The sequence below is a fragment of the Pseudomonas asiatica genome (genome assembly GCF_040214835.1).
In the GTDB taxonomy this organism is placed as follows: Bacteria; Pseudomonadota; Gammaproteobacteria; order Pseudomonadales; family Pseudomonadaceae; genus Aquipseudomonas; species Aquipseudomonas putida_Z.
In genome coordinates, this window is record NZ_CP157874.1 from 476,572 (window position 1) to 497,500 (window position 20,929).

Genomic DNA, 20,929 nt, shown 5'->3' on the forward strand with positions numbered 1-20,929 from the left:
CATGCTGAGCCCTTACATGTCGCCCGTGGAGCGGGTGTGGTTCTACAGCCTGCGCATTCTTTGCGGCTTGATCCTGCTGTTCCTCATATTGCCGGTGCTGGTGATCGTGCCGCTGTCGTTCAACAGTGGCAGTTTCCTGGTGTACCCGCTGCAGGGCTTCTCGCTGCAGTGGTACCAGGACTTCTTCGGCTCGGCCGAGTGGATGCGGGCCTTGAAGAACAGCATCATCGTCGCCCCGGCAGCCACGGTGCTGGCCATGGTGTTCGGCACCCTGGCGGCCATCGGCCTGACCCGTGGCGACTTCCCGGGCAAGTCGCTGGTGATGGCGCTGGTGATTTCGCCGATGGTGGTGCCGGTGGTGATCATCGGTGTGGCCAGCTACCTGTTCTTTGCCCCGCTGGGCATGGGCAACAGCTTCACCTCGCTGATTCTGGTGCATGCGGTACTGGGCGTGCCGTTCGTCATCATTACTGTGTCGGCGACCTTGCAGGGCTTCAACTACAACCTGGTGCGCGCGGCAGCCAGCCTGGGCGCCTCGCCGCTGCTGACTTTCCGCCGGGTGACCCTGCCGCTGATCGCGCCCGGGGTGATTTCGGGGGCATTGTTCGCCTTTGCCACGTCGTTTGACGAAGTAGTGGTGACCCTGTTCCTGGCCGGGCCGGAGCAGGCGACCCTGCCGCGGCAGATGTTCAGTGGTATTCGCGAGAACCTGAGCCCGACCATTGCTGCGGCGGCGACCTTGCTGATTGCCTTCTCGGTGGTATTGCTGCTGACCCTGGAGTGGTTGCGTGGGCGTAGCGAGAAGCTGAGGACCCAGCAGCCTGGTTGAAGGTAAGTTGCCTGTGCGGGCCTCTTCGCGGCTAAAGCCGCTCCCACAGGATTTGTGCAGCTTTCGATGTCTGCGCGGTCCCTGTAGGAGCGGCTTTAGCCGCGAAGAGGCCGGTCCAGGTTGATGCTAATCAGCCTTCATCCGCTTCCCTGGGTTACAATGCGCGCCACCGTGATTCTGCCAACAGGTGCGCCATGCAGCCCTACGCTATTGCCCCCTCCATTCTCTCCGCCGATTTCGCCCGACTGGGCGAGGACGTCGACAAGGTATTGGCCGCGGGTGCCGACATCGTCCACTTCGATGTCATGGACAACCACTACGTCCCCAACCTGACCATCGGCCCGATGGTCTGCACCGCCCTGCGCAAGTACGGCGTCACCGCCCCGATCGACGTGCACCTGATGGTCAGCCCGGTCGACCGCATCATCGGCGACTTCATCGAGGCTGGTGCCACCTACATCACCTTCCACCCGGAAGCCTCGCAGCACATCGACCGTTCGCTGCAGCTGATCAAGGACGGTGGCTGCAAGGCCGGCCTGGTGTTCAACCCGGCCACCAGCCTGGACGCGCTGAAGTACGTGATGGACAAGGTCGACATGGTGCTGCTGATGAGCGTCAACCCGGGCTTCGGCGGGCAGAAGTTCATCCCTGGCACCCTCGACAAGCTGCGCGAGGCGCGTGCGCTGATCGACGCCAGCGGTCGTGATATCCGCCTGGAAATCGACGGTGGCGTCAACGTCAACAACATCCGCGAGATCGCTGCCGCTGGCGCCGACACCTTCGTGGCCGGCTCGGCAATCTTCAACGCCCCGGACTACCAGGAAGTCATCGCCAGGATGCGTTCCGAACTGGCTCAGGCCCGCCCATGAGCGGCTTCGAGCAGCTGTTCCCGGGGACGCTGCCCAGGCTGGTGATGTTCGATCTGGACGGTACCCTGATCGATTCCGTGCCAGACCTGGCCGCCGCCGTGGACCGCATGCTGCTCGAACTGGGGCGCCCGCCTGCCGGCCTGGAGGCGGTGCGCCACTGGGTGGGCAACGGTGCCCAGGTGCTGGTGCGCCGGGCGCTGGCCGGTGGCATCGACCACGCTGCCGTGGACGATGCGCTGGCCGACCAGGCGTTGGCGTTGTTCATGGACGCCTATGCCGAAAGCCACGAACTGACCGTGGTCTACCCCGGTGTGCAGGACACCCTGCGCTGGCTGCGCAAACAGGGCGTGGAAATGGCGCTGATCACCAACAAGCCCGAGCGCTTCGTTGGCCCGCTGCTGGACCAGATGAAGATCGGCAACTACTTCCGCTGGATCATCGGCGGCGACACCCTGCCGCAGAAAAAGCCCGACCCTGCGGCGCTGCTGTTCGTCATGCAGATGGCCGGTGTCACCCCGCAGCAGTCGCTGTTTGTCGGCGATTCACGCAGTGACGTGCTGGCGGCCAAGGCGGCTGGCGTGCAGTGCGTGGGCCTGACCTACGGCTACAACCACGGCCGACCGATCCACGACGAAGCCCCCAGCCTGGTGATCGACGACCTGCGCGCATTGCTGCCCGGTTGCGCAGACCCGGCCACTGGGATAACGTTGGCGGACCTTCAAGCCTCACAAGACAGAGAGTCCACCGTGGCGGTTACCGGCAAATTCTGGATGAAAGTCATCAAGGCCCTGGCCCGTTGGCGTTGGCGCGCCTGACTTCAGCCTGCCGGCGCGTGCCGGCCCGTCCGTTTGCCTGACCTATTGCTGCTTGCCACGAGGCTACCCATGACCCGCGAAGAATTCCTGCGCCTAGCCGCTGCCGGCTACAACCGCATTCCCCTGGCCTGCGAAACCCTGGCCGACTTCGACACGCCGCTGTCGATCTACCTGAAACTGGCCGACCAGCCCAACTCGTACCTGCTCGAGTCGGTGCAGGGCGGCGAGAAATGGGGCCGTTACTCGATGATCGGCCTGCCGTCGCGCACGGTGATGCGTGTGCACGGCTACCACGTCAGCATCCTGCAGGATGGCGTGGAGGTGGAAAGCCACGATGTCGAAGACCCGCTGGCCTTCGTCGAAACCTTCAAGGACCGTTACAAGGTCGCCGATATCCCTGGCCTGCCGCGCTTCAACGGCGGCCTGGTCGGCTACTTCGGCTACGACTGCGTGCGCTATGTGGAAAAGCGCCTGGGCGCCAGCCCCAACCCGGACCCGCTGGGTGTGCCGGATATCCTGCTGATGGTGTCCGATGCGGTGGTGGTGTTCGACAACCTGGCGGGCAAGATGCACGCGATCGTGCTGGTCGACCCGGCTGAAGAGCAGGCTTTCGAACAGGGCCAGGCACGCCTGCAAGGCCTGCTGGAAACCCTGCGTCAGCCGATCACTCCACGCCGTGGCTTGGACCTGAGTGGCCCGCAGGCTGCCGAGCCGGAATTCCGCTCCAGCTATACCCGCGAGGATTACGAGAATGCCGTCGGCCGCATCAAGGAATACATCCTGGCCGGTGACTGCATGCAGGTGGTGCCGTCGCAGCGCATGTCGATCGACTTCAAGGCTGCGCCAATCGACCTGTACCGCGCGCTGCGCTGCTTCAACCCGACGCCGTACATGTACTTCTTCAACTTTGGCGACTTCCATGTGGTCGGCAGCTCGCCCGAGGTGCTGGTACGCGTCGAGGACAACCTGGTCACCGTACGCCCGATTGCCGGCACCCGCCCGCGTGGCGCTACCGAAGAGGCCGACCGCGCGCTGGAAGACGACCTGCTGTCGGACGACAAGGAAATTGCCGAGCACCTGATGCTGATCGACCTGGGCCGTAACGACGTCGGTCGCGTGTCCTCGACGGGCAGCGTGCGCCTGACCGAGAAGATGGTGATCGAGCGTTACTCCAACGTGATGCACATTGTGTCCAACGTCACTGGCCAGCTGCGCGAAGGGTTGACGGCGATGGACGCACTGCGGGCGATTCTGCCGGCCGGTACGCTTTCGGGTGCGCCGAAGATTCGCGCGATGGAGATCATCGACGAGCTGGAGCCGGTCAAGCGTGGGGTTTACGGTGGAGCCGTCGGTTACTTCGCATGGAACGGCAACATGGATACCGCCATTGCAATCCGTACCGCGGTAATCAAGGACGGTGAGCTGCATGTGCAGGCCGGGGGCGGCATCGTTGCCGACTCGGTGCCGGCGCTGGAGTGGGAAGAAACCATCAACAAGCGCCGGGCGATGTTCCGCGCGGTGGCGTTGGCTGAGCAGACTTCGGCCAAGTAATTCAGTGGGCATTGGGGCTGCTTTGCAGCCCATCGCGACACAAGGCCGCTCCTACAGGGAAACACGATCGCCTGTAGGAGCGGCCTTGTGTCGCGAAGGGCCGCAAAGCGGCCCCATCAATTCAAAAGTCGACGCTGACGCCCACACTCACCCCCTGCTGCGTCAATTCATCACTCTTGCGCCAGTTATAGTTACCGCGCAAATGCACCCCCGTCACCACTTCATGGCTCACCCCCAGGCTCGCCCGGGTCAGGTCGCTGTGCGGCGTATACCCTGTCAGGGTGAAGTCATTCGCCGGCAGGCTGGTCAGGTGCATCGTCACATCCTGCTGGTCATCCTCGAACTCATGCTCCTGCGCCACCTCGGCGAACAGCCGGGTACTCGGCAGCACCTGCACACTGCCCAGCAACCCCACGCCCAAACGGCGTGATGTACGTTCCTGGTCATCGAAGCCCAGCGCCGTCGAGCGCCCGCTTTTCTCGTCATAGCCATCCACCTTCACCCGCGCATAGTCGGCACTGATGAACGGAGCCAGCTGCCAGTTGCTGCTCTCGGCTGCCAGGTTGTAGCCCAGCCGCCCCGACATAGCCCAGGCCTCGCCATCGGTATCGCCCTTTTCGCTGCGGGCGTTCACGCCAAGGGCGAAGGTGCGCTTGAGGTCGCTGTAGTCCAGGTGCCCCGCGGTCAGCGCCGCGTCGGCCCACCAGCGGTCCTGGCGGTATTGGGCGAAGGCGCTGGCAAGGTAGCTGTCCAGCTTGTAGTCCGAATCCTGTGCGCCGGCTTCCAGCTTCTGCCGGTACACGCCGCCGGCCAGGCCCAGGCGCCATGCATCGTTCAGGCGATAGCTGCCGCCCAGGGTCAGGTTGTAGCCGCGGCCATCGCCGCTGGCCGCGCTGCGCTGGCCGTCGAAGTCCAGGTCCTGGGCGCCGGTGGCAACGAAGGCTTGCCACTGGCCAACTGCCTGCCAGGGTGTCTGCCACTGGTTGCGCAGTTCGTCCTGGTGGGCACGCAGGCTGGCGTGGGCCATTTCCGGGAGCAGGGTCAGTTCCCAGGGGGCGGCGATAATCGAATAGGCGTAGTCGGCAATCAGTTGCTGGCCGGCGATGGTCGGGTGCACCGAGTCGTTGAACAGCAGCTTGGTCGGGTCTGGCGTGGCGCCGTTGATGCCGTACACCGGGTTTTCCAAGCAGCCTTCGCCGCTGTAGCAGGTGCCGACCAGGTTCTGACCGCTGGCCAGGCCGAACTGCTCGGGGCTGGCCAGCGCTTCGCTCAGCAGCACGGGGATGTTCAGCGGAATGATTTCGGCATCGATCTGCCCCAACTGGCTGAGCAGGGACTGGTTGAACGCGCCGGAAAGCAGCGACAGCGGGTTTTGTTGCGGCGTACCGCTGAAGTTCGGTGTCTGCCCGAGGTCGGGCAGCAGCCAGACCATGATGTAACGGGCACCGCCTTGCTGCAGGGCCTGGGCGCTGGCGGCCAGGCGGGCGCCAGCGGCCACGGCATCAGCCGGGCTGTTGACCAGGCCTTGCAGGAAGTCATTGCCGCCGCCAGTCAGGTAATACAACGCGTTGGGGTCGGCGCGCAGGCCGTTGGCCAGGTAGCCCGGTTTATCACGCAGTACCTGCCCGGCGCCGGGGCGCCCTGGCGGGATGACGGTCTCGGAGGTAGTGGTGATCGAATCCAGGATCTGCTGGGTGGTGTAGCCACCGACTGCCCAGTTGTTGCCGTCGGGAAGGCCCAGTACCGGATTGACCGGGGAGGTGGAAGGGCCAAGCTCGGTCGGGCTCACACCGAGCCGCCCGCCCAGGATCATCGGTGACACTGGCGCATAATTGCCATTGGCATCGCGGTTGGTGAAGCGCACCCCGCCAAACTGCCCGGCGTCGCTGAGGCTGTCACCAAACACGATCATGCTGGAGTAGGGCGAGGGTGCTGCGAACGCCTGGCTGCAGGCCAGTGCCAGTGAGGCAACGGTAAAGCGCAATAACGGTGCTTTTCGCATCGGTGAACATCCTTTTCTTTGTTTTTATGAAGGACAACCCGATCGACCTTAGCAAATCGCAGTGCATCCCTCCCAAGTCCATTCGTTTCCCCGTGTTTACAGGCATATTGCGCCCGCCGCCCCGGTAGGCTACTGTGCCGGGACGTATGAGCGAGACCTATCCTGTGTTGATCGTCAGCAAACTCTTGATGCGCGTAATCAAGGCCCACGCCCGTTGGCGTTGGCGCGCCTGACTTTATCCCCTGCCGGCCCGTCCGGCCCGCCCCCGTTTGCCTTCCTGTCTACCGCCCCTTGTGGCAAAGCCGCGCCTGTTGGCTGGTGCAGAAAGGTTCGAATTCTGAAGTCAGTAGATTCAAGAGGTTTAACCCGATGTTACTGATGATCGACAATTACGACTCATTCACTTACAACGTCGTTCAGTACCTTGGCGAGCTGGGTGCCGAGGTAAAGGTCATTCGCAATGACGAAATGACCATCGCCCAGATCGAAGCCCTCAACCCCGAGCGCATCGTCGTATCTCCAGGCCCGTGCACGCCGAGCGAGGCGGGCGTGTCCATCGAGGCCATCCTGCACTTTGCCGGCAAGCTGCCGATCCTTGGCGTATGCCTGGGCCACCAGTCCATCGGCCAGGCCTTTGGTGGTGATGTGGTACGTGCCCGCCAGGTGATGCACGGCAAGACCAGCCCGGTACATCACCGTGACCTGGGCGTGTTCGCCGGCCTCAACAACCCGTTGACCGTGACCCGTTACCACTCGCTGGTGGTAAAGCGCGAAACCTTGCCCGAGTGCCTGGAAGTGACCGCCTGGACCGCCCATGCTGACGGTTCGGTCGACGAGATCATGGGCCTGCGCCACAAGACGCTGAATATCGAAGGGGTGCAGTTCCACCCCGAGTCGATCCTGACCGAACAGGGCCACGAACTGTTCGCCAACTTCCTCAAGCAGACCGGCGGCCGCCGCTAAGGATCGAACATGGATATCAAGAGTGCGTTGAGCCGTATCGTCGGCCAGCTGGACCTTTCCACCGAAGAAATGCGCGACGTCATGCGCCAGATCATGACCGGCCAGTGCAGCGAAGCGCAGATTGGCGCATTCCTGATGGGCATGCGCATGAAGAGCGAAAGCATCGACGAAATCGTCGGTGCGGTGTCGGTGATGCGCGAGCTGGCCGACAAGGTCGAACTGCAGAGCCTCGATGGCGTGGTCGATATCGTCGGTACCGGCGGTGATGGCGCCAACATCTTCAACGTGTCCACCGCCTCGTCGTTCGTACTGGCGGCGGCAGGCTGCACCGTGGCCAAGCATGGCAACCGCGCGGTATCAGGCAAGAGCGGCAGTGCCGACCTGCTGGAGGCCGCCGGTATCTACCTGAACCTGACGCCCACCCAGGTGGCCCGCTGCATCGACAGCCTGGGCATCGGCTTCATGTTCGCGCAAAGCCATCATTCGGCCATGAAGCACGCTGCCGGCCCGCGTCGCGACCTGGGGCTGCGCACCCTGTTCAACATGCTCGGCCCGCTTACGAATCCGGCCGGGGTGAGGCACCAGGTGGTCGGTGTATTTGCCCAGACCCTGTGCCGCCCGTTGGCTGAAGTACTGCAGCGCCTGGGCAGCAAGCACGTGCTGGTGGTGCACTCGAAGGATGGCCTGGACGAGTTCAGCCTGGCTGCGCCGACCTTCGTTGCCGAACTGAAGAATGGCGAAATCACCGAATACTGGGTAGAGCCGGAAGACCTCGGCATGAAGAGCCAGAGCCTACACGGCCTGGCCGTCGAGAACCCGCAGGCGTCGCTGGAGCTGATCCGCGATGCGCTAGGCCGACGCAAGACCGAAAACGGCCAGAAGGCCGCCGAGATGATCGTGCTCAATGCGGGCGCGGCGCTGTATGCCGCTGACCATGCCATGAGCCTGAAAGCCGGTGTGGAACTGGCCCACGACGTACTGCACACCGGGCTGGCCTGGGAGAAGCTGCAGGAGCTGGGTGCCTTTACTGCAGTATTCAAGGTGGAGAACGAAGCATGAGTGTGCCGACGGTGCTGGAAAGGATCATTGCCCGCAAGTTTCAGGAAGTGGCCGAGCGCAGCGCGCGCGTCAGCCTCGCCGAACTGGAGGGCCTGGCCAAGGCTGCCGACGCCCCGCGTGGCTTTGCCAAGGCCCTGATCGAGCAAGCCGCGCGCAAGCAACCGGCGGTGATTGCCGAAATCAAGAAGGCCTCGCCGAGCAAAGGCGTGATTCGCGAGCATTTCGTGCCGGCGGAAATCGCCGTCAGCTACGAGAAGGGCGGGGCGACGTGCCTGTCGGTGCTGACCGATGTGGACTACTTCCAGGGCGCCGACGAGTACCTGCAGCAGGCCCGCGCGGCGGTGTCGCTGCCGGTGATCCGCAAGGACTTCATGGTCGACCCGTACCAGATCGTCGAGGCCCGGGCCCTGGGCGCGGACTGTGTACTGCTGATCGTGTCGGCGCTGGATGACGTGAAGATGGCCGAACTGGCGGCCACGGCCAAGGATGTCGGCCTCGACGTGCTGGTGGAAGTGCACGACGGCGATGAGCTGGAGCGCGCGTTGAAAACCCTGGATACACCGCTGGTGGGGGTGAACAACCGCAACCTGCACACCTTCGAGGTCAGCCTGGAAACCACCCTCGACCTGCTGCCGCGTATTCCGCGTGATCGCCTGGCGATTACCGAGAGTGGCATCTTGAACCGGGCCGATGTGGAGCTGATGGAGATCAACGAGGTCTACTCTTTCCTGGTCGGTGAGGCGTTCATGCGCGCCGAGCAGCCGGGGCTGGAGCTGCAGCGGTTGTTCTTCCCGGAACAGGTGAAGAAGACTGTTCAGCAACTGGACTGATCAAATGAAGCCGGCGTTATTGCCGGCTTTTTTGTATGCCTGTAATGGCCCCTTCGCGGCGGTCCGACGCTTCGGCACGCCCGCTCCCACAGGTTCTCCATCACCCTCGGGGCCTGTGGTAATCCCTGTGGGAGCGGGCGTGCCCGCGAAGAGGCCCTGAATAACAACATCAAAGGTGGATCAATGACCGATCAACCCCTGGCCCTGACCGTAGAACAAGGCCTGCACGCCGAACAGGAATTGCTGGCCGCCGTCTGCCGCGGCGAGCGCGACAGTGGCGTGCTGTTCTGGCGCCCGACCGACCACGCCCTGGTCATGCCCCGGCGCATGAGCCGTCTGGACAATTTCGAAGCCGCCTGCTCGGAGCTGGCGATTGCCGGCTGGCCGGTGCTGCTGCGCGAGACCGGCGGCGAGCCGGTGCCGCAATCACACGCCACGGTGAACGTTGCTCTGGTCTATGTTGCCCCCCGCAGCGAAGGCGACCACGGCCGTATCGAAAACGCCTACGAGCGCCTGTGCCTGCCGCTGTGTGACGTGCTGCGCGAGTGGGGCGGGGTGGCGTCGGTGGGCGAAATCGACGGCGCCTTCTGCGATGGCCGCTACAACGTCAACCTCAATGGCCGCAAACTGGTGGGCACCGCCCAGCGCTGGCGCCAGGGGCTGGGTGGCAAGCGCCCGGTGGTGCTGGTGCACGGTGCGCTGCTGCTGGACAACGAGCGTGAATCGATGGTGGCGGCGGTCAACCGCTTCAACGAGTGCTGCGAGCTGGAACAGCGCTGCCGCGCCGATGCGCACATCGCCCTGCACGAAGTGGCGCCTGCGGCCCCATGGTTCGAGCGGCTGTCGCAGGCCTATGCCAAGGTGCTGGCCGACCTGCCCAAGGACTAGCGGGTACCGTAGACCACCATGGTCTTGCCCTTGACCTGCACCAGGCTGCGTTCTTCAAGGTCCTTGAGGACGCGGCCGACCATTTCCCGCGAGCAACCGACGATGCGGCCGATTTCCTGACGAGTGATCTTGATCTGCATGCCATCGGGGTGGGTCATGGCGTCGGGTTGCTTGCACAGTTCCAGCAGGCAGCGGGCGACACGCCCGGTAACGTCGAAGAACGCCAAGTCGCCGACCTTGCGCGTGGTGTTGCGCAGGCGCTGGGCCATCTGGCTGCCCAGGGCATAGAGGATTTCCGGGTCCTGGCGCGCCAGTTCGCGAAACTTCTCATAACTGATTTCGGCTACTTCGCATTCGGTCTTGGCGCGCACCCAGGCACTGCGCTGCTGTTCACCCTCGACCGGTTCGAACAGGCCCAACTCGCCGAAGAAGTCGCCATTGTTGAGGTAGGCGATGATCATTTCATGGCCGTCATCGTCCTCGATGAGGATGGTGACCGAACCCTTGATGATGAACGACAGTGTCTCGGCCCGGTCGCCGGCGCAGATGATGTTGCTTTTGGCGGTATAGCGACGGCGCTGGCAGTGCACCAGCAGCTTGTCGATGTTCTTGATCTTGGCGGGTAGGGCGGAAGCAACCATCACGAAATCCTGTTCGATATGACGCATAGGCTTTTTATAAAGGTCGGCTGGCGGAACGCGCCAGTCATTTGGCGCCAGCTTATCAGACACTACAGGATGTTTCGGTACTAAACCGACACGACTCGTGCTTTTCCCACGGCCGCACAAGGTCTAAGCTGACACCCTTTTCCGAAAATCAGGAGTCCGGGTAGATGAAGGCACGTATCCAGTGGGCCGGTGAGGCGATGTTTCTCGGCGAATCGGGGAGCGGCCATGTCGTCGTGATGGACGGCCCGCCCGAGGCCGGCGGCCGTAACCTGGGCGTGCGCCCGATGGAAATGCTGTTGCTGGGCCTGGGTGGCTGCAGCAGCTTTGACGTGGTCAGCATTCTGAAGAAGTCGCGCCAGGCGGTGGAAAGCTGCGAGGCGTTTCTGGAGGCCGAGCGTGCCAGCGAAGACCCGAAGGTGTTTACCAAGATCCACATGAACTTCGTGGTGAAAGGGCGTGGGCTGAAGGAGGCCCAGGTCAAGCGTGCGGTAGAGCTGTCGGCGGAGAAGTATTGCTCGGCTTCGATCATGCTCGAGCGTGCCGGGGTTGATATTACCCACGGGTACGAGATTGTAGAGCTGGGTCAAGGCTGACATTTTGGGGCCGCTTTGCGCCCCATCGCGACACAAGGCCGCTCCTACAGGGGATCGCGTACCACCTGCAGGAGCGGCCTTGTGTCGCGATGGGGCGCAGAGCGGCCCCGACAATTTCAGCTGCGAAGCGCCGGCAGCGCAGCCCGCACCCACCCCGGCAAACAATCGCGCATCACCCGGCTCAACCGCTCCCGCCGCTTCTGGTAAACCAGCCCCAGCCCGATAACCCCCAGCCCGATCAAGGTCACCACCACCGGGAACAGCAGCGAGTCGGCAAACACCTCGTACGACAGGTACCCCAGGTAAGCCGCCACGCCCAACGCCCCGAAAACCATGAACACCGGCCGACGCAACAGCACCGCCATACCCATCAGGGCAATATTGATCAGGCAGTACAAGGCCTTGCCCAGCTCGCTGCCACTGTCTACCAGCGTCAGCCCGCCCCAGAATGCCGCCAGCCCGGCCAGGTAGCCCCAGTGGGCGTAGTCTTCGCGGGTGCGGCCGTCCACCCCGACGAACACCACCAGCAACCCGAGCCCGAACCACAGCGAAACCTCGCGGCGCTGTTCCCAGCTGAATGGCGAGCCGAAGAACCATTCGCTCAGGTCCATAGACATGAACCACAAGGCCACGGCAATCGGCATGACGATGAACGGGTAGGGGATCAGCCTCAGCATCAACAGCCCGGCAAGCACCGTGGCTGATTCCATTGCCAGCCAGCCGCTCTGCACGTAGGTGTAGTACTGGTGATAGTTTGCCTGCGCATCATCCATTGGCCACCAGCCAGCCAGCCGTTCGATGGCGAACACCGCCAATGGCACGATGCTGACCGCGACTGCTGCCAGCACCCCGGCCGCGACGGGCTGTACGCGCCGTTGCAGGTTAACGGCGAACAGCGTGAGCAGCAGGATATAGAGGCTGGCGATGACCAGCAGCGCCCAGTCGCCGATGCGCATCCAGGCTTCGGTGAGCAACCAGCCCATGGCTGCCATGATCAGCATGGCGCCGAAGTAGAAAGCGACATGGGCCAGCTGGAAGCTGCCGCGCTGTGCCGGCTGCTGGCGCAGGAAGGCCAGCAGGGCCTGGTCCTGGCCCGGCTGGAGAATGCCGGCTTGCACGGCGCGCGCCAGGTCCTTGGCGTCGAAACGGTCCGTCATGGTGATGCCTTCAGATACGGTAGGTGCTCTTGGTCATGACCTTGGCCAACAGGCTCATGCCAAAGCGAACAGGGGCGGGGAAGCGATAACCGCCGGCTTCCAGTGCAGACTCGGCGTGCTGTTCCTCATCGATGCGCATCTGCTCGAGGATGGCCCGGGACTTTTCGTCTTCCTGCGGGATCTGCTCCAGGTGCTCGTCGAGGTGCTTGCACACCTGGTGCTCGGTGGCGGCGACGAAGCCCAGGCTGATCTTGTCGCTGACCAGCCCGGCGAGTGCGCCGATACCGAACGACATGCCGTAGAACAACGGGTTGAGCACGCTGGGGTGGCTGTTCAGCTGGCGAATGCGCTGTTCGCACCAGGCCAGGTGGTCCACTTCTTCCTCGGCGGCGTGTTCCATGGCCTTGCGCACTTCGGGCAGCTTGGCGGTCAGGGCCTGGCCCTGGTACAGCGCCTGGGCGCAGACTTCACCGGTGTGGTTGATACGCATCAGCCCGGCAACATGACGAGCCTGCTGTTCGTCCAGGTCGACGTCCGGCTGGACGATGGCCGGCGATGGGCGGGCGGGTTGGCCGCTGAAGGGCAGCAAGGTGCGCATGGCGGTATCGGCCTGCAGCAACAAGCGGTCGAGCGGCGAGTAGTGACGTTCGGTAGCCATCGGGCACCTCCGCAAGAATGTGCCCGACAGTTTACCGCAATAGTGGCAGGGTCGCTTGCCGTGGATCAGCCCGGTGGCCAGTGCATCTGGCGCTGGCCAAGCACGTGCATGTGGATGTGGTAGACGGTCTGGCCGCCTTGCTCGTTGCAGTTCATCACTACGCGGAAGCCTTCCTCGCAGCCAAGTTCCTTGGCCAGACGCTGGGCGGTGAACAAGATATGACCAGCCAGGCCTTTGTCTTCTTCGGTCAAGTCATTGAGGGTGCGGATGTGCTTTTTCGGGATGACCAGAAAATGCACGGGCGCCTGGGGGGCGATATCGTGGAACGCCAGAACCTGGTCGTCCTCGTAGATGATCTTCGCCGGGATCTCCCGGTTGATGATCTTGATGAATAAATCGTCCACAGCACTTGCTCCATGGTGAGGGTCGGGCCGAGTGTACTCAGCCGGGCGCCGCTCGCCCAGTGGCTATTCCATGCCTACCGGGCAATAGCGGCGGTGGATGGCCCCTGCCAGCTTGCGCACCAGCCACCGTGGCAGCAGGCGCGGGGCGAACGCCAGCCAGCGGTTGCGACGACCGGGCAGTATCAGTGCACGGTTCTTGTCCAGCGCGCGCACGGTGTACAGCGCCACTTCCTCAGGGCTGAGGCAGCGTGGCTTGCCATCCAGCCGCGGAATGCGCCGGCGCGAGGAGCGCACCGGGCCGGGGCACAGTACCGAAACCTTGATGCCGGTGCGCTTGAGTTCTTCACGCAAGGCCTGGGAGAAGCTCAGCACATAGGCCTTGCTGGCGGCATAGGCGGCCATCCACGGGCCAGGCGCCACCCCGGCCAGGCCGGCGACATTGAGGATCTGCCCGCCGCCCTGCACGGCCATCAGGTTACCGATGGCGTGGCACAGGCGGCTCAGGGCCAGCACGTTGACTTCCAGCAGGTCCTGTTCGTCGGCCCACTCATGGGCCAGGAATGGCCCGTAGGTGCGCAGGCCGGCACAATTGACCAGCAGGTCGATGCGCCGCTCGCCTTCCTCCAGTTCCAGCACGAAGCCCGACAGGCGCAACGGCTGGCTGAGGTCGCAGGCACGGAACAGCACCTCGACACCGAAGCGTTGGGTCAGCTCGATGGCCACCGGTTCCAGCGTTTCACGCTGGCGTGCCACCAGGATCAGATTGCGCCCGCGCCGCGCCAGGGCTTCCGCCAGGGCCAGGCCCAGGCCGCTGGAAGCACCAGTGATCATGGCGTAACGGGTCATGCAAGGCTCCTGGGGGCTGAAGAGGGCGCCTAGTGTACAGCTTGGCCGGGCAAGGTGTTGCCTTTTGCTACAGGGTGCGGGCGCGCAGGGCCTGGCAGCGTTCCAGGGCGTCCCGGTATTCGTCATGCAGCCGTCCGATCAGCGCGCTGGCGCTGGGCAGGTCGTCGATACCGCCGACCCCCTGGCCCGCCGACCACACGGTCTTCCAGGCCTTGGCTTCGTCGTCGATCGGCTTGAGCTTGCCTTGCTCATGGCCGCCCTTGATGGCGTTGATGTCATAGCCGGCCTGTTCCAGGCTCGGGCGCAGGAAGCTGGCGGGGACGCCGGACACCGCCGGGGTGTGGACGATGTCGGCGGCATGGGAATCGAGCAGCATCTGCTTGTAGGCGTCCGGGGCCTGGCTTTCTGCGGTGGCGATGAAGCGGGTGCCCATGTATGCAAGGTCCGCCCCCAGCATTTGCGCGGCGAGGATCTCATGGCCGTGGTTGAGGCAGCCGGCCAGCAGCAGGGTCTTGTCGAAGAACTGGCGAATTTCCGCGGCCAGGGCGAACGGGCTCCAGGTGCCCGCATGGCCGCCTGCGCCTGCAGCAACGGCGATCAGGCCATCGACACCGGCTTCGGCGGCTTTCTCGGCATGGCGGCGGGTGGTGACATCGTGGAACACCAGGCCGCCGTAGCCATGCACGGCATCGACCACTTCCTTCACCGCGCCGAGGCTGGTGATGACGATCGGCACACGATGTTCCACGCACAACGCCAGGTCGGCCTGCAGGCGCGGGTTGGTCGGGTGGACGATCAGGTTGACGGCATAGGGGGCTGGCGCCTGCAGCTGTGCCAGGCCTGCCTCGATTTCCTCCAGCCAGGCCTTGAAGCCGGCGCTGTCGCGCTGGTTCAGGGCCGGGAAGCTGCCGACCACGCCGCTGGAGCAGCAGGCCAGTACCAGCCTGGGGTTGGAGATCAGGAACATCGGTGCGGCAACCACGGGCAGACGCAGGCGTTGTTCGAGGGAGGCAGGTAACGACATGGCAAGGCTCCTTGAGCGGGTGGCTATGTCAGAACGGTTTGACCACCACCAGAATTACGATACCCAGCAGGAACAGCACGGGCACTTCGTTGAACCAGCGATAGTAGACGTGGCTGCGGGTGTTGCTGCCGCTGGCGAAGCGCTTGCGCTGGGCGCCGCACATGTGATGGTAGACGGTCAGCAGGATGACCAGGGTCAGCTTGGCATGCAGCCAGCCCTGGCTGAGCCAGCCGGGCGTGAGGTAGAGCATCCACGCGCCGAACACGTAGGTGGCGATCATCGCCGGGTTCATGATGCCGCGAAACAGCTTGCGCTCCATGGTCACGAAACGTTCCTGGCTGATGCTGTCCTGGCTTTGGGCGTGGTAGACGAACAGCCGCGGCAGGTAGAACAGGCCGGCGAACCAGCAGACCACGCTGACGATATGCAGCGCTTTGATCCATAGGTAAAGCATGGGGGAGTTCCTTCAGGTATTCACGGTCGTCAGATAGTAGTGGTCAAGCGCCCGAAGGGTCACCCGAAGAGTTGTTACAGGCGCCTTGCGCCCCTATTATCGTGCGCTTTCCAGACGGCTCGTTGATAAGGGGCAAGCGTTATGATCAAGGTCGGTATCGTCGGCGGCACGGGTTACACCGGCGTCGAACTGTTGCGTCTGCTGGCACAGCATCCACAGGCCGAAGTGGCGGTCATCACTTCGCGCTCCGAGGCGGGCGTTGCAGTGGCGGACATGTACCCGAACCTGCGCGGCCACTATGACGGGCTGGCGTTCAGCGTGCCGGACAGCAAGACCCTGGCCGCCTGCGACGTGGTGTTCTTCGCCACCCCGCACGGTGTTGCCCACGCCCTGGCTGGCGAACTGCTGGCGGCCGGTACCAAGGTGATCGACCTGTCGGCCGACTTCCGCCTGCAGGACGCCGCCGAGTGGGGCAAGTGGTACGGCCAGCCGCACGGTGCGCCAGAGCTGCTCAAGGACGCGGTATACGGCCTGCCTGAAGTCAACCGCGAGAAGATTCGCCAGGCACGCCTGATCGCTGTGCCGGGTTGCTACCCGACCGCCACCCAACTGGGCTTCCTGCCGCTGCTGGAAGCTGGCCTGGCCGACCCGTCGCGCCTGATCGCCGACTGCAAGTCGGGTGTCAGCGGCGCTGGCCGTGGTGCGGCGGTGGGCTCGCTGTTCTGCGAGGCCGGCGAAAGCATGAAAGCCTACGCAGTGAAGGGCCATCGCCACCTGCCGGAAATCAGCCAGGGCCTGCGCCTGGCCGCTGGCAAGGATATCGGCCTGACTTTCGTGCCGCACCTGACGCCAATGATTCGTGGCATCCACGCCACCCTGTACGCTACCGTCGCCGACACCTCGGTCGACCTGCAGGCGCTGTTCGAGAAGCGTTACGCCAATGAACCGTTCGTCGATGTGATGCCGGCTGGCAGCCACCCGGAAACCCGCAGTGTGCGCGGCGCCAACGTCTGCCGCATTGCCGTTCATCGCCCGCAAGGTGGTGACCTGGTGGTGGTGCTGTCGGTGATCGACAACCTGGTCAAGGGCGCGTCCGGCCAGGCGGTGCAGAACCTCAACATCCTGTTCGGCCTGGACGAGCGCATGGGCTTGTCACACGCGGGCCTGCTGCCGTAAGCCGCCAGCGTTCGAAAAGGCCCGCGTCGTGCGGGCCTTTTTGTAGGTCGCGACTAAAGCCGCACAATTCTTGACCGATTTTCTCGGGAAAGCGGATAATGCGCGTCATCGAGTTTTATGGCGGCTACCACGCCGGGAGAATCAACATGAGCGTCGAAACCTTCACCCCCACCGCTTTGGAATTCACCCACGGCGCTGCGCAAAAGGTGAAGAACCTGGTTTCCGAGGAAGGCAACGATCGTCTGAAGCTGCGCGTGTTCGTCACCGGTGGCGGCTGCTCGGGCTTCCAGTATGGCTTTACCTTCGATGAAGACGTGGCCGAAGACGACACCATCGTCGAGCGCGAAGGTGTTTCCCTTGTGGTCGACCCGATGAGCTTCCAGTACCTGGCCGGCGCCGAGGTGGATTACCAGGAAGGCCTGGAAGGCTCGCGCTTCGTGATCAAGAACCCGAACGCTGCCACCACCTGTGGCTGCGGCTCCTCGTTCTCGATCTGAGGCCTGGCCATACGAAAACGCCGCGCAATTGCGCGGCGTTTTGCTTTCTGGCGTAACGTTCAGGCCGGGTAGATTGCGCCGAGTACGCGCAGGCCCTTGGCCGCTGTCACGCTAGGGCGATTGGCAGCGATGCCTTCCAGGCAACAGTGGGCCAGCCAGGCGAAGGCCATGGCTTCGACCCAGTCCGGGTCCACGCCATGGGCGCCGGTGCTGGCGACACGGGCGTCGGGCAGCAACTGGCCGAGGCGTGCCATCAGGGCGCCGTTGCGCGCACCGCCACCGCAGACCAGCAGCGCTTCGGTGCCTTGCTGGGCGTTGCTCAACGAGTCGATGATGCTGCGTGCGGTCAGTTCCAGCAATGTTGCCTGTACGTCCTCGTCGCGGTAAGCGGGCAGGCGGGTCAGGTGGCCATCCAGCCAGGGCAGGTTGAATACTTCGCGGCCGGTGCTCTTCGGGCCGCTGCCGGCGAAGAACGGGTCGGCCAGCAGTGCGCTGAGCAAGTCGGCCTGCACCACGCCCGAGGCAGCCCAAGCCCCATCCGCATCGTAGGCCTGGCCGCGCTTGCGTTCGATCCAGGCATCCAGCAGCACGTTGCCCGGGCCGCAGTCGAAGCCGTGGACTGGCTTGTCGTGTTCGATCAGGCTGAGGTTGCTGAAACCGCCCACGTTGAGAATGGCCAGGCGCTGGCCCAGGTGGCTGAACAGGGTTTCATGGAAGGCCGGCACCAGTGGCGCACCTTGGCCGCCGGCGGCCACATCGCGACGGCGGAAGTCGGCGACCACGCTGATACCGGTAAGCTCGGCCAGCAGCGCCGGGTTGCCGATCTGCACGGTAAAGCCGCGTGCAGGTTCGTGGCGGATGGTCTGGCCGTGGCTGCCGATGGCGCGGATGGCTCCGGCCTGCAGCCCTTGCCTGGCCAGCAGTTGGCGGATGCCTTCGCCTGCCAGGCTGGCCCAGCGGTTTTCCGCCAGTGCAGCGCGGGCGATCTCGTCAGGGCCGCTGCTGCAAAGGCCCAGCAGTTCCTGGCGCAGGTCGCCGGGCATGGGCAGGTAGTGGGTGGCGAGCAGTTCGAGCTGTTCGCCTTGTTCGATCAAGGCAATGTCCAGGCCATCGAGGCTGGTGCCGGACATCACCCCCAGGTAGAGCGCCATGGGCTTAGCGCTTGTTCGCTGCGAGCAGGGTGGCCTTTTCCTGATCCATGCGGGCGATCAGGGGTTGGCTTTGCTGCAGGAAACGCTGGCGCTCGTTCCTGGCGATCGGGTCGGCCATCGGCACTTTCTGGCTCAGCGGGTCGACGTGCACACCGTTGACCTGAAACTCGTAGTGCAGGTGCGGACCGGTGGACAGGCCGGTGGTGCCGATGTAGCCGATGATCTGGCCCTGCTTGACCGAGCCGCCGGTCTTGATGCCCTTGGCAAAGCCCTGCATGTGGCCGTACAGCGTCTTGTAGCGGTTACCGTGCTGGATGATCACGGTGTTGCCGTAACCACCGCGGCGCCCGGCCAGCTCGATGCGGCCGTCACCGGCTGCCTTGATCGGAGTGCCGCGCGGGGCGGCGTAGTCGACGCCCTTGTGGGCACGGATCTTGTTCAGGATCGGGTGCTTGCGGCCGGCGGAGAAGCGCGAGCTGATGCGGGCGAAGTCGACCGGGGTGCGGATGAAGGCCTTGCGCAGGCTGTTGCCATCAGCGGTGTAGTAGCTGGTGTTGCCCTGCTTGTTGGTATAGCGCACGGCGGTGTAGGTCTTGCCGCGGTTGGTGAAGCGCGCGGACAGGATGTTACCGGTGCCGACGACCTTGCCGTCCATTACCTTCTGCTCGTAGACCACGTCGAATTCATCGCCCGGGCGAATGTCCTGGGCGAAATCGATGTCGTAACCCAGCACGCGGGCCATGTCCATGGTCATGCTGTGGGACAGGCCGGCGCGCTGGGCCGAGGCCGACAGCGAGCTTTTGATCACGCCGTGGGCGTAGGCGGTACGCACTACCGGCTTGCTGATTTCGCGGTTGAAGGTATAGCCCTTGTCGGTCTTGGTCAGGCGAATGGTTTCGAGGTTGCTGACCTTGCTGTGCAGGCTGGCCAGCTGGCCGTCCTTGTCGAGCTCGAACTGCAGCACCTGGCCGTGCTTGAGCTGGCTGAACTGCTTGGCCTGCTTGTTGCTGGCCAGCAGGTCGTGCACCGCATTGGTCGGCAAGCCGACCTTGGCGAACAGGGTGGACAGGGTATCGCCCCGGGCCACGGTGACTTCACGGTGGCTGGGTTGCTTGGCGGCTTCGACGACCGGTTCGGCGGCAGGGGCTTCCTGCTCGGCCTTCTGGGTCTCGGGGGGGGCCTCTTCGATCTGGGCGAATGGCGAGCCTTGCTCACCTTCTGCCTGCACCAGGGGCGCAGCGCGGGATTCGTCCTTCAACTGCTCGGCAGGGCTCTCCAGCTCGAGGTTGAGGGTGGTTTTCTTGGCTTCCACTTCGCTGGAGGGGAACACCAGCAGGGCCAGGCTGAGCAGGGCGGCGATGCCGCTGGCGGCCAACAGATGGCTTTTCGGATAAAGCGGGGGCGCTTTAGGCGGTTCGTTGGTCATGGGCAAGGTGACTTTGAAAAAGGTGAAATGGAAAAGATGAATGACATGATGAAGATGAAATAACTGTATAAAATATAACCAAATCCATTTTCACGCAAGGGCGCGTAGACGCCGCAAGCCCGTGTTCGGGTCACATTCCTTTGCGAAACTTGTAATTGACGGCCGATCTTGTATGGTTGGCTCCCCCTGAATCTGAGCCTTGCGGGTTTGTCTATGAAGTCGGTTGAAGAGCAGCTGGCGCTTATCAAGCGCGGTGCGGAAGAAGTACTGGTCGAGTCGGAACTGGTGGAGAAGCTCAAGCGCGGCCAGCCTCTGCGCATCAAGGCCGGCTTCGACCCGACCGCGCCTGACCTGCACCTTGGGCACACGGTGCTGATCAACAAGCTGCGCCAGTTCCAGGACCTGGGGCACCAGGTCATCTTCCTGATCGGTGACTTCACCGGCATGATCGGTGACCCGAGCGGCAAGAGCGCCACGCGCCCGCCGCTGACCCGCGAGCAGGTGCTGGAAAACGCCGAGACCTACAAGCAGCAGGTGTTCAAGATCCTCGATCCGGCCAAGACCGAGGTCGCGTTCAACTCCACCTGGATGGACAAGCTGACCCCGGCCGACTTCATTCGCCTGGCGTCGCAGTACACCGTGGCGCGCATGCTCGAGCGCGATGACTTCGACAAGCGCTACACCACCAACCAGCCTATTGCCATCCACGAGTTCCTGTACCCGCTGGTGCAGGGTTATGACTCGGTGGCCCTGAAGGCGGATGTCGAGCTGGGTGGTACTGACCAGAAGTTCAACCTGCTGATGGGGCGTGAGCTGCAGCGCGCCTATGGCCAGGAAGCGCAGAACATCGTGACTATGCCGCTGCTCGAAGGGCTCGACGGCGTGAAGAAGATGTCCAAGTCTCTGGGTAACTATGTAGGTATCCAGGAAGCGCCGGGGGTGATGTACAGCAAGCTGGTGTCGATCCCGGATACCCTGATGTGGCGCTACTTCGAACTGCTGAGCTTCCGTTCGATGGAAGAGATCGAGCAGTTCCGTGCCGACGTCGCCAATGGTGCCAACCCGCGCG

General features: G+C 63.8%; 22 protein-coding genes (1 of these 22 cut by a window edge). 12 read left to right on the forward strand and 10 right to left on the reverse strand.

Translation table 11 applies throughout. From position 1 onward, the window contains the following. Position 1: 1 nt before the first annotated feature. The 4 genes from ABNP31_RS02075 to trpE all read left to right on the forward strand — a co-directional run bounded on the left by ABNP31_RS02075 (position 2) and on the right by trpE (position 4,064). On the forward strand, positions 2 to 829 hold the full coding sequence (locus ABNP31_RS02075) for an ABC transporter permease (RefSeq protein ID WP_013970603.1): 828 nt from the start codon (positions 2 to 4) through the stop codon (positions 827 to 829). Positions 830 to 1,023: 194 nt separating this feature from the next. Continuing rightward, positions 1,024 to 1,698, forward strand: a complete 675-nt coding sequence (gene rpe / locus ABNP31_RS02080; protein ID WP_075044416.1) for a ribulose-phosphate 3-epimerase — start codon at positions 1,024 to 1,026, stop codon at positions 1,696 to 1,698. Next, positions 1,695 to 2,513: a phosphoglycolate phosphatase gene (locus ABNP31_RS02085; RefSeq protein ID WP_085618962.1), complete on the forward strand. Its 819-nt coding sequence runs from the start codon at positions 1,695 to 1,697 to the stop codon at positions 2,511 to 2,513. Before rpe ends, ABNP31_RS02085 begins: the two co-directional genes overlap by 4 nt. 69 nt (positions 2,514 to 2,582) lie before the next feature. After that, on the forward strand, positions 2,583 to 4,064 hold the full coding sequence (gene trpE, locus ABNP31_RS02090) for an anthranilate synthase component I (protein ID WP_013970606.1): 1,482 nt from the start codon (positions 2,583 to 2,585) through the stop codon (positions 4,062 to 4,064). 121 nt (positions 4,065 to 4,185) lie between these two features. On the opposite strand, the gene estP is transcribed toward trpE, so the two are convergent. Continuing rightward, positions 4,186 to 6,066 (reverse strand): esterase EstP, encoded by a 1,881-nt coding sequence (estP, locus tag ABNP31_RS02095; protein ID WP_238067193.1) that lies wholly within the window; start codon positions 6,064 to 6,066, stop codon positions 4,186 to 4,188. Positions 6,067 to 6,435: 369 nt separating this feature from the next. Here estP and ABNP31_RS02100 point away from each other — a divergent pair, with 369 nt between their 5' ends. The 4 genes from ABNP31_RS02100 (at position 6,436) to ABNP31_RS02115 (ending at position 9,806) form a co-directional block, all read left to right on the forward strand. Continuing rightward, positions 6,436 to 7,029 carry an aminodeoxychorismate/anthranilate synthase component II gene (locus ABNP31_RS02100; protein ID WP_003259809.1) on the forward strand — a complete coding sequence of 198 codons (594 nt, stop codon included), beginning with the start codon at positions 6,436 to 6,438 and terminating at the stop codon, positions 7,027 to 7,029. A 9-nt stretch (positions 7,030 to 7,038) separates the two neighbouring features. Next, entirely contained in the window at positions 7,039 to 8,088 is a 1,050-nt protein-coding gene (trpD, locus tag ABNP31_RS02105; protein WP_085664071.1) for an anthranilate phosphoribosyltransferase, read from the forward strand. Continuing rightward, a complete protein-coding gene (trpC, locus tag ABNP31_RS02110) occupies positions 8,085 to 8,918 on the forward strand; it encodes an indole-3-glycerol phosphate synthase TrpC (protein ID WP_085693437.1) in 834 nt (277 codons plus the stop codon). Before trpD ends, trpC begins: the two co-directional genes overlap by 4 nt. Positions 8,919 to 9,101: 183 nt before the next feature. Further along, positions 9,102 to 9,806, forward strand: a complete 705-nt coding sequence (locus ABNP31_RS02115) for a lipoate--protein ligase family protein (protein ID WP_085664070.1) — start codon at positions 9,102 to 9,104, stop codon at positions 9,804 to 9,806. Here ABNP31_RS02115 and crp read toward each other — a convergent pair. Beyond that, a complete protein-coding gene (gene crp, locus ABNP31_RS02120; protein WP_012270218.1) occupies positions 9,803 to 10,447 on the reverse strand; it encodes a cAMP-activated global transcriptional regulator CRP in 645 nt (214 codons plus the stop codon). The two genes, ABNP31_RS02115 and crp, sit on opposite strands and share 4 nt — an antisense overlap. 191 nt (positions 10,448 to 10,638) lie before the next feature. Here crp and ABNP31_RS02125 point away from each other — a divergent pair, with 191 nt between their 5' ends. Then, the gene (locus ABNP31_RS02125; RefSeq protein WP_350012946.1) at positions 10,639 to 11,067 is read left to right on the forward strand and encodes an OsmC family protein; all 429 of its coding nucleotides are present in this window, start codon (positions 10,639 to 10,641) and stop codon (positions 11,065 to 11,067) included. Positions 11,068 to 11,183: 116 nt separating this feature from the next. Here the strand turns inward: ABNP31_RS02125 and ABNP31_RS02130 are convergent, their stop codons facing one another. The 6 genes from ABNP31_RS02130 to hemJ all read right to left on the reverse strand — a co-directional run bounded on the left by ABNP31_RS02130 (position 11,184) and on the right by hemJ (position 15,610). Then, entirely contained in the window at positions 11,184 to 12,224 is a 1,041-nt protein-coding gene (locus ABNP31_RS02130) for a DUF2157 domain-containing protein (protein ID WP_350012947.1), read from the reverse strand. Between the two features lie 10 nt (positions 12,225 to 12,234). After that, positions 12,235 to 12,882, reverse strand: a complete 648-nt coding sequence (coq7, locus tag ABNP31_RS02135) for a 2-polyprenyl-3-methyl-6-methoxy-1,4-benzoquinone monooxygenase (protein WP_350012948.1) — start codon at positions 12,880 to 12,882, stop codon at positions 12,235 to 12,237. 65 nt (positions 12,883 to 12,947) lie between these two features. Continuing rightward, the gene (locus ABNP31_RS02140) at positions 12,948 to 13,286 is read right to left on the reverse strand and encodes a histidine triad nucleotide-binding protein (protein ID WP_013970615.1); all 339 of its coding nucleotides are present in this window, start codon (positions 13,284 to 13,286) and stop codon (positions 12,948 to 12,950) included. A gap of 63 nt (positions 13,287 to 13,349) precedes the next feature. Then, positions 13,350 to 14,132 (reverse strand): SDR family NAD(P)-dependent oxidoreductase, encoded by a 783-nt coding sequence (locus ABNP31_RS02145; RefSeq protein WP_085618970.1) that lies wholly within the window; start codon positions 14,130 to 14,132, stop codon positions 13,350 to 13,352. A gap of 67 nt (positions 14,133 to 14,199) precedes the next feature. Then, positions 14,200 to 15,156, reverse strand: coding sequence for an NAD(P)H-dependent flavin oxidoreductase (locus ABNP31_RS02150; RefSeq protein WP_085664068.1), 957 nt, complete (start codon positions 15,154 to 15,156; stop codon positions 14,200 to 14,202). A gap of 28 nt (positions 15,157 to 15,184) precedes the next feature. Next, complete coding sequence (hemJ, locus tag ABNP31_RS02155; RefSeq protein WP_003258833.1) at positions 15,185 to 15,610, reverse strand: protoporphyrinogen oxidase HemJ; 426 nt, start codon at positions 15,608 to 15,610, stop codon at positions 15,185 to 15,187. A gap of 141 nt (positions 15,611 to 15,751) precedes the next feature. Here hemJ and argC point away from each other — a divergent pair, with 141 nt between their 5' ends. Both argC and erpA read left to right on the forward strand, forming a co-directional pair. After that, positions 15,752 to 16,786, forward strand: a complete 1,035-nt coding sequence (gene argC, locus ABNP31_RS02160) for an N-acetyl-gamma-glutamyl-phosphate reductase (protein ID WP_013970618.1) — start codon at positions 15,752 to 15,754, stop codon at positions 16,784 to 16,786. A 146-nt stretch (positions 16,787 to 16,932) separates the two neighbouring features. Next, on the forward strand, positions 16,933 to 17,283 hold the full coding sequence (gene erpA / locus ABNP31_RS02165; RefSeq protein ID WP_015268740.1) for an iron-sulfur cluster insertion protein ErpA: 351 nt from the start codon (positions 16,933 to 16,935) through the stop codon (positions 17,281 to 17,283). Positions 17,284 to 17,342: 59 nt separating this feature from the next. Here erpA and ABNP31_RS02170 read toward each other — a convergent pair whose 3' ends face one another. Together ABNP31_RS02170 and ABNP31_RS02175 are read right to left on the reverse strand one after the other, a co-directional pair. Then, positions 17,343 to 18,434 (reverse strand): anhydro-N-acetylmuramic acid kinase, encoded by a 1,092-nt coding sequence (locus ABNP31_RS02170; protein WP_085618976.1) that lies wholly within the window; start codon positions 18,432 to 18,434, stop codon positions 17,343 to 17,345. A gap of 4 nt (positions 18,435 to 18,438) precedes the next feature. Next, positions 18,439 to 19,860, reverse strand: coding sequence for a peptidoglycan DD-metalloendopeptidase family protein (locus tag ABNP31_RS02175; RefSeq protein ID WP_085664067.1), 1,422 nt, complete (start codon positions 19,858 to 19,860; stop codon positions 18,439 to 18,441). A gap of 213 nt (positions 19,861 to 20,073) precedes the next feature. Here ABNP31_RS02175 and tyrS point away from each other — a divergent pair, with 213 nt between their 5' ends. Then, positions 20,074 to 20,929, forward strand: partial view of a tyrosine--tRNA ligase gene (gene tyrS, locus ABNP31_RS02180; RefSeq protein WP_025337483.1) — the 5' portion only. It continues 344 nt past the right edge of the window; 856 of the gene's 1,200 nt are visible here — the first part of the coding sequence; it begins with the start codon at positions 20,074 to 20,076; its stop codon lies beyond the right edge, outside the window.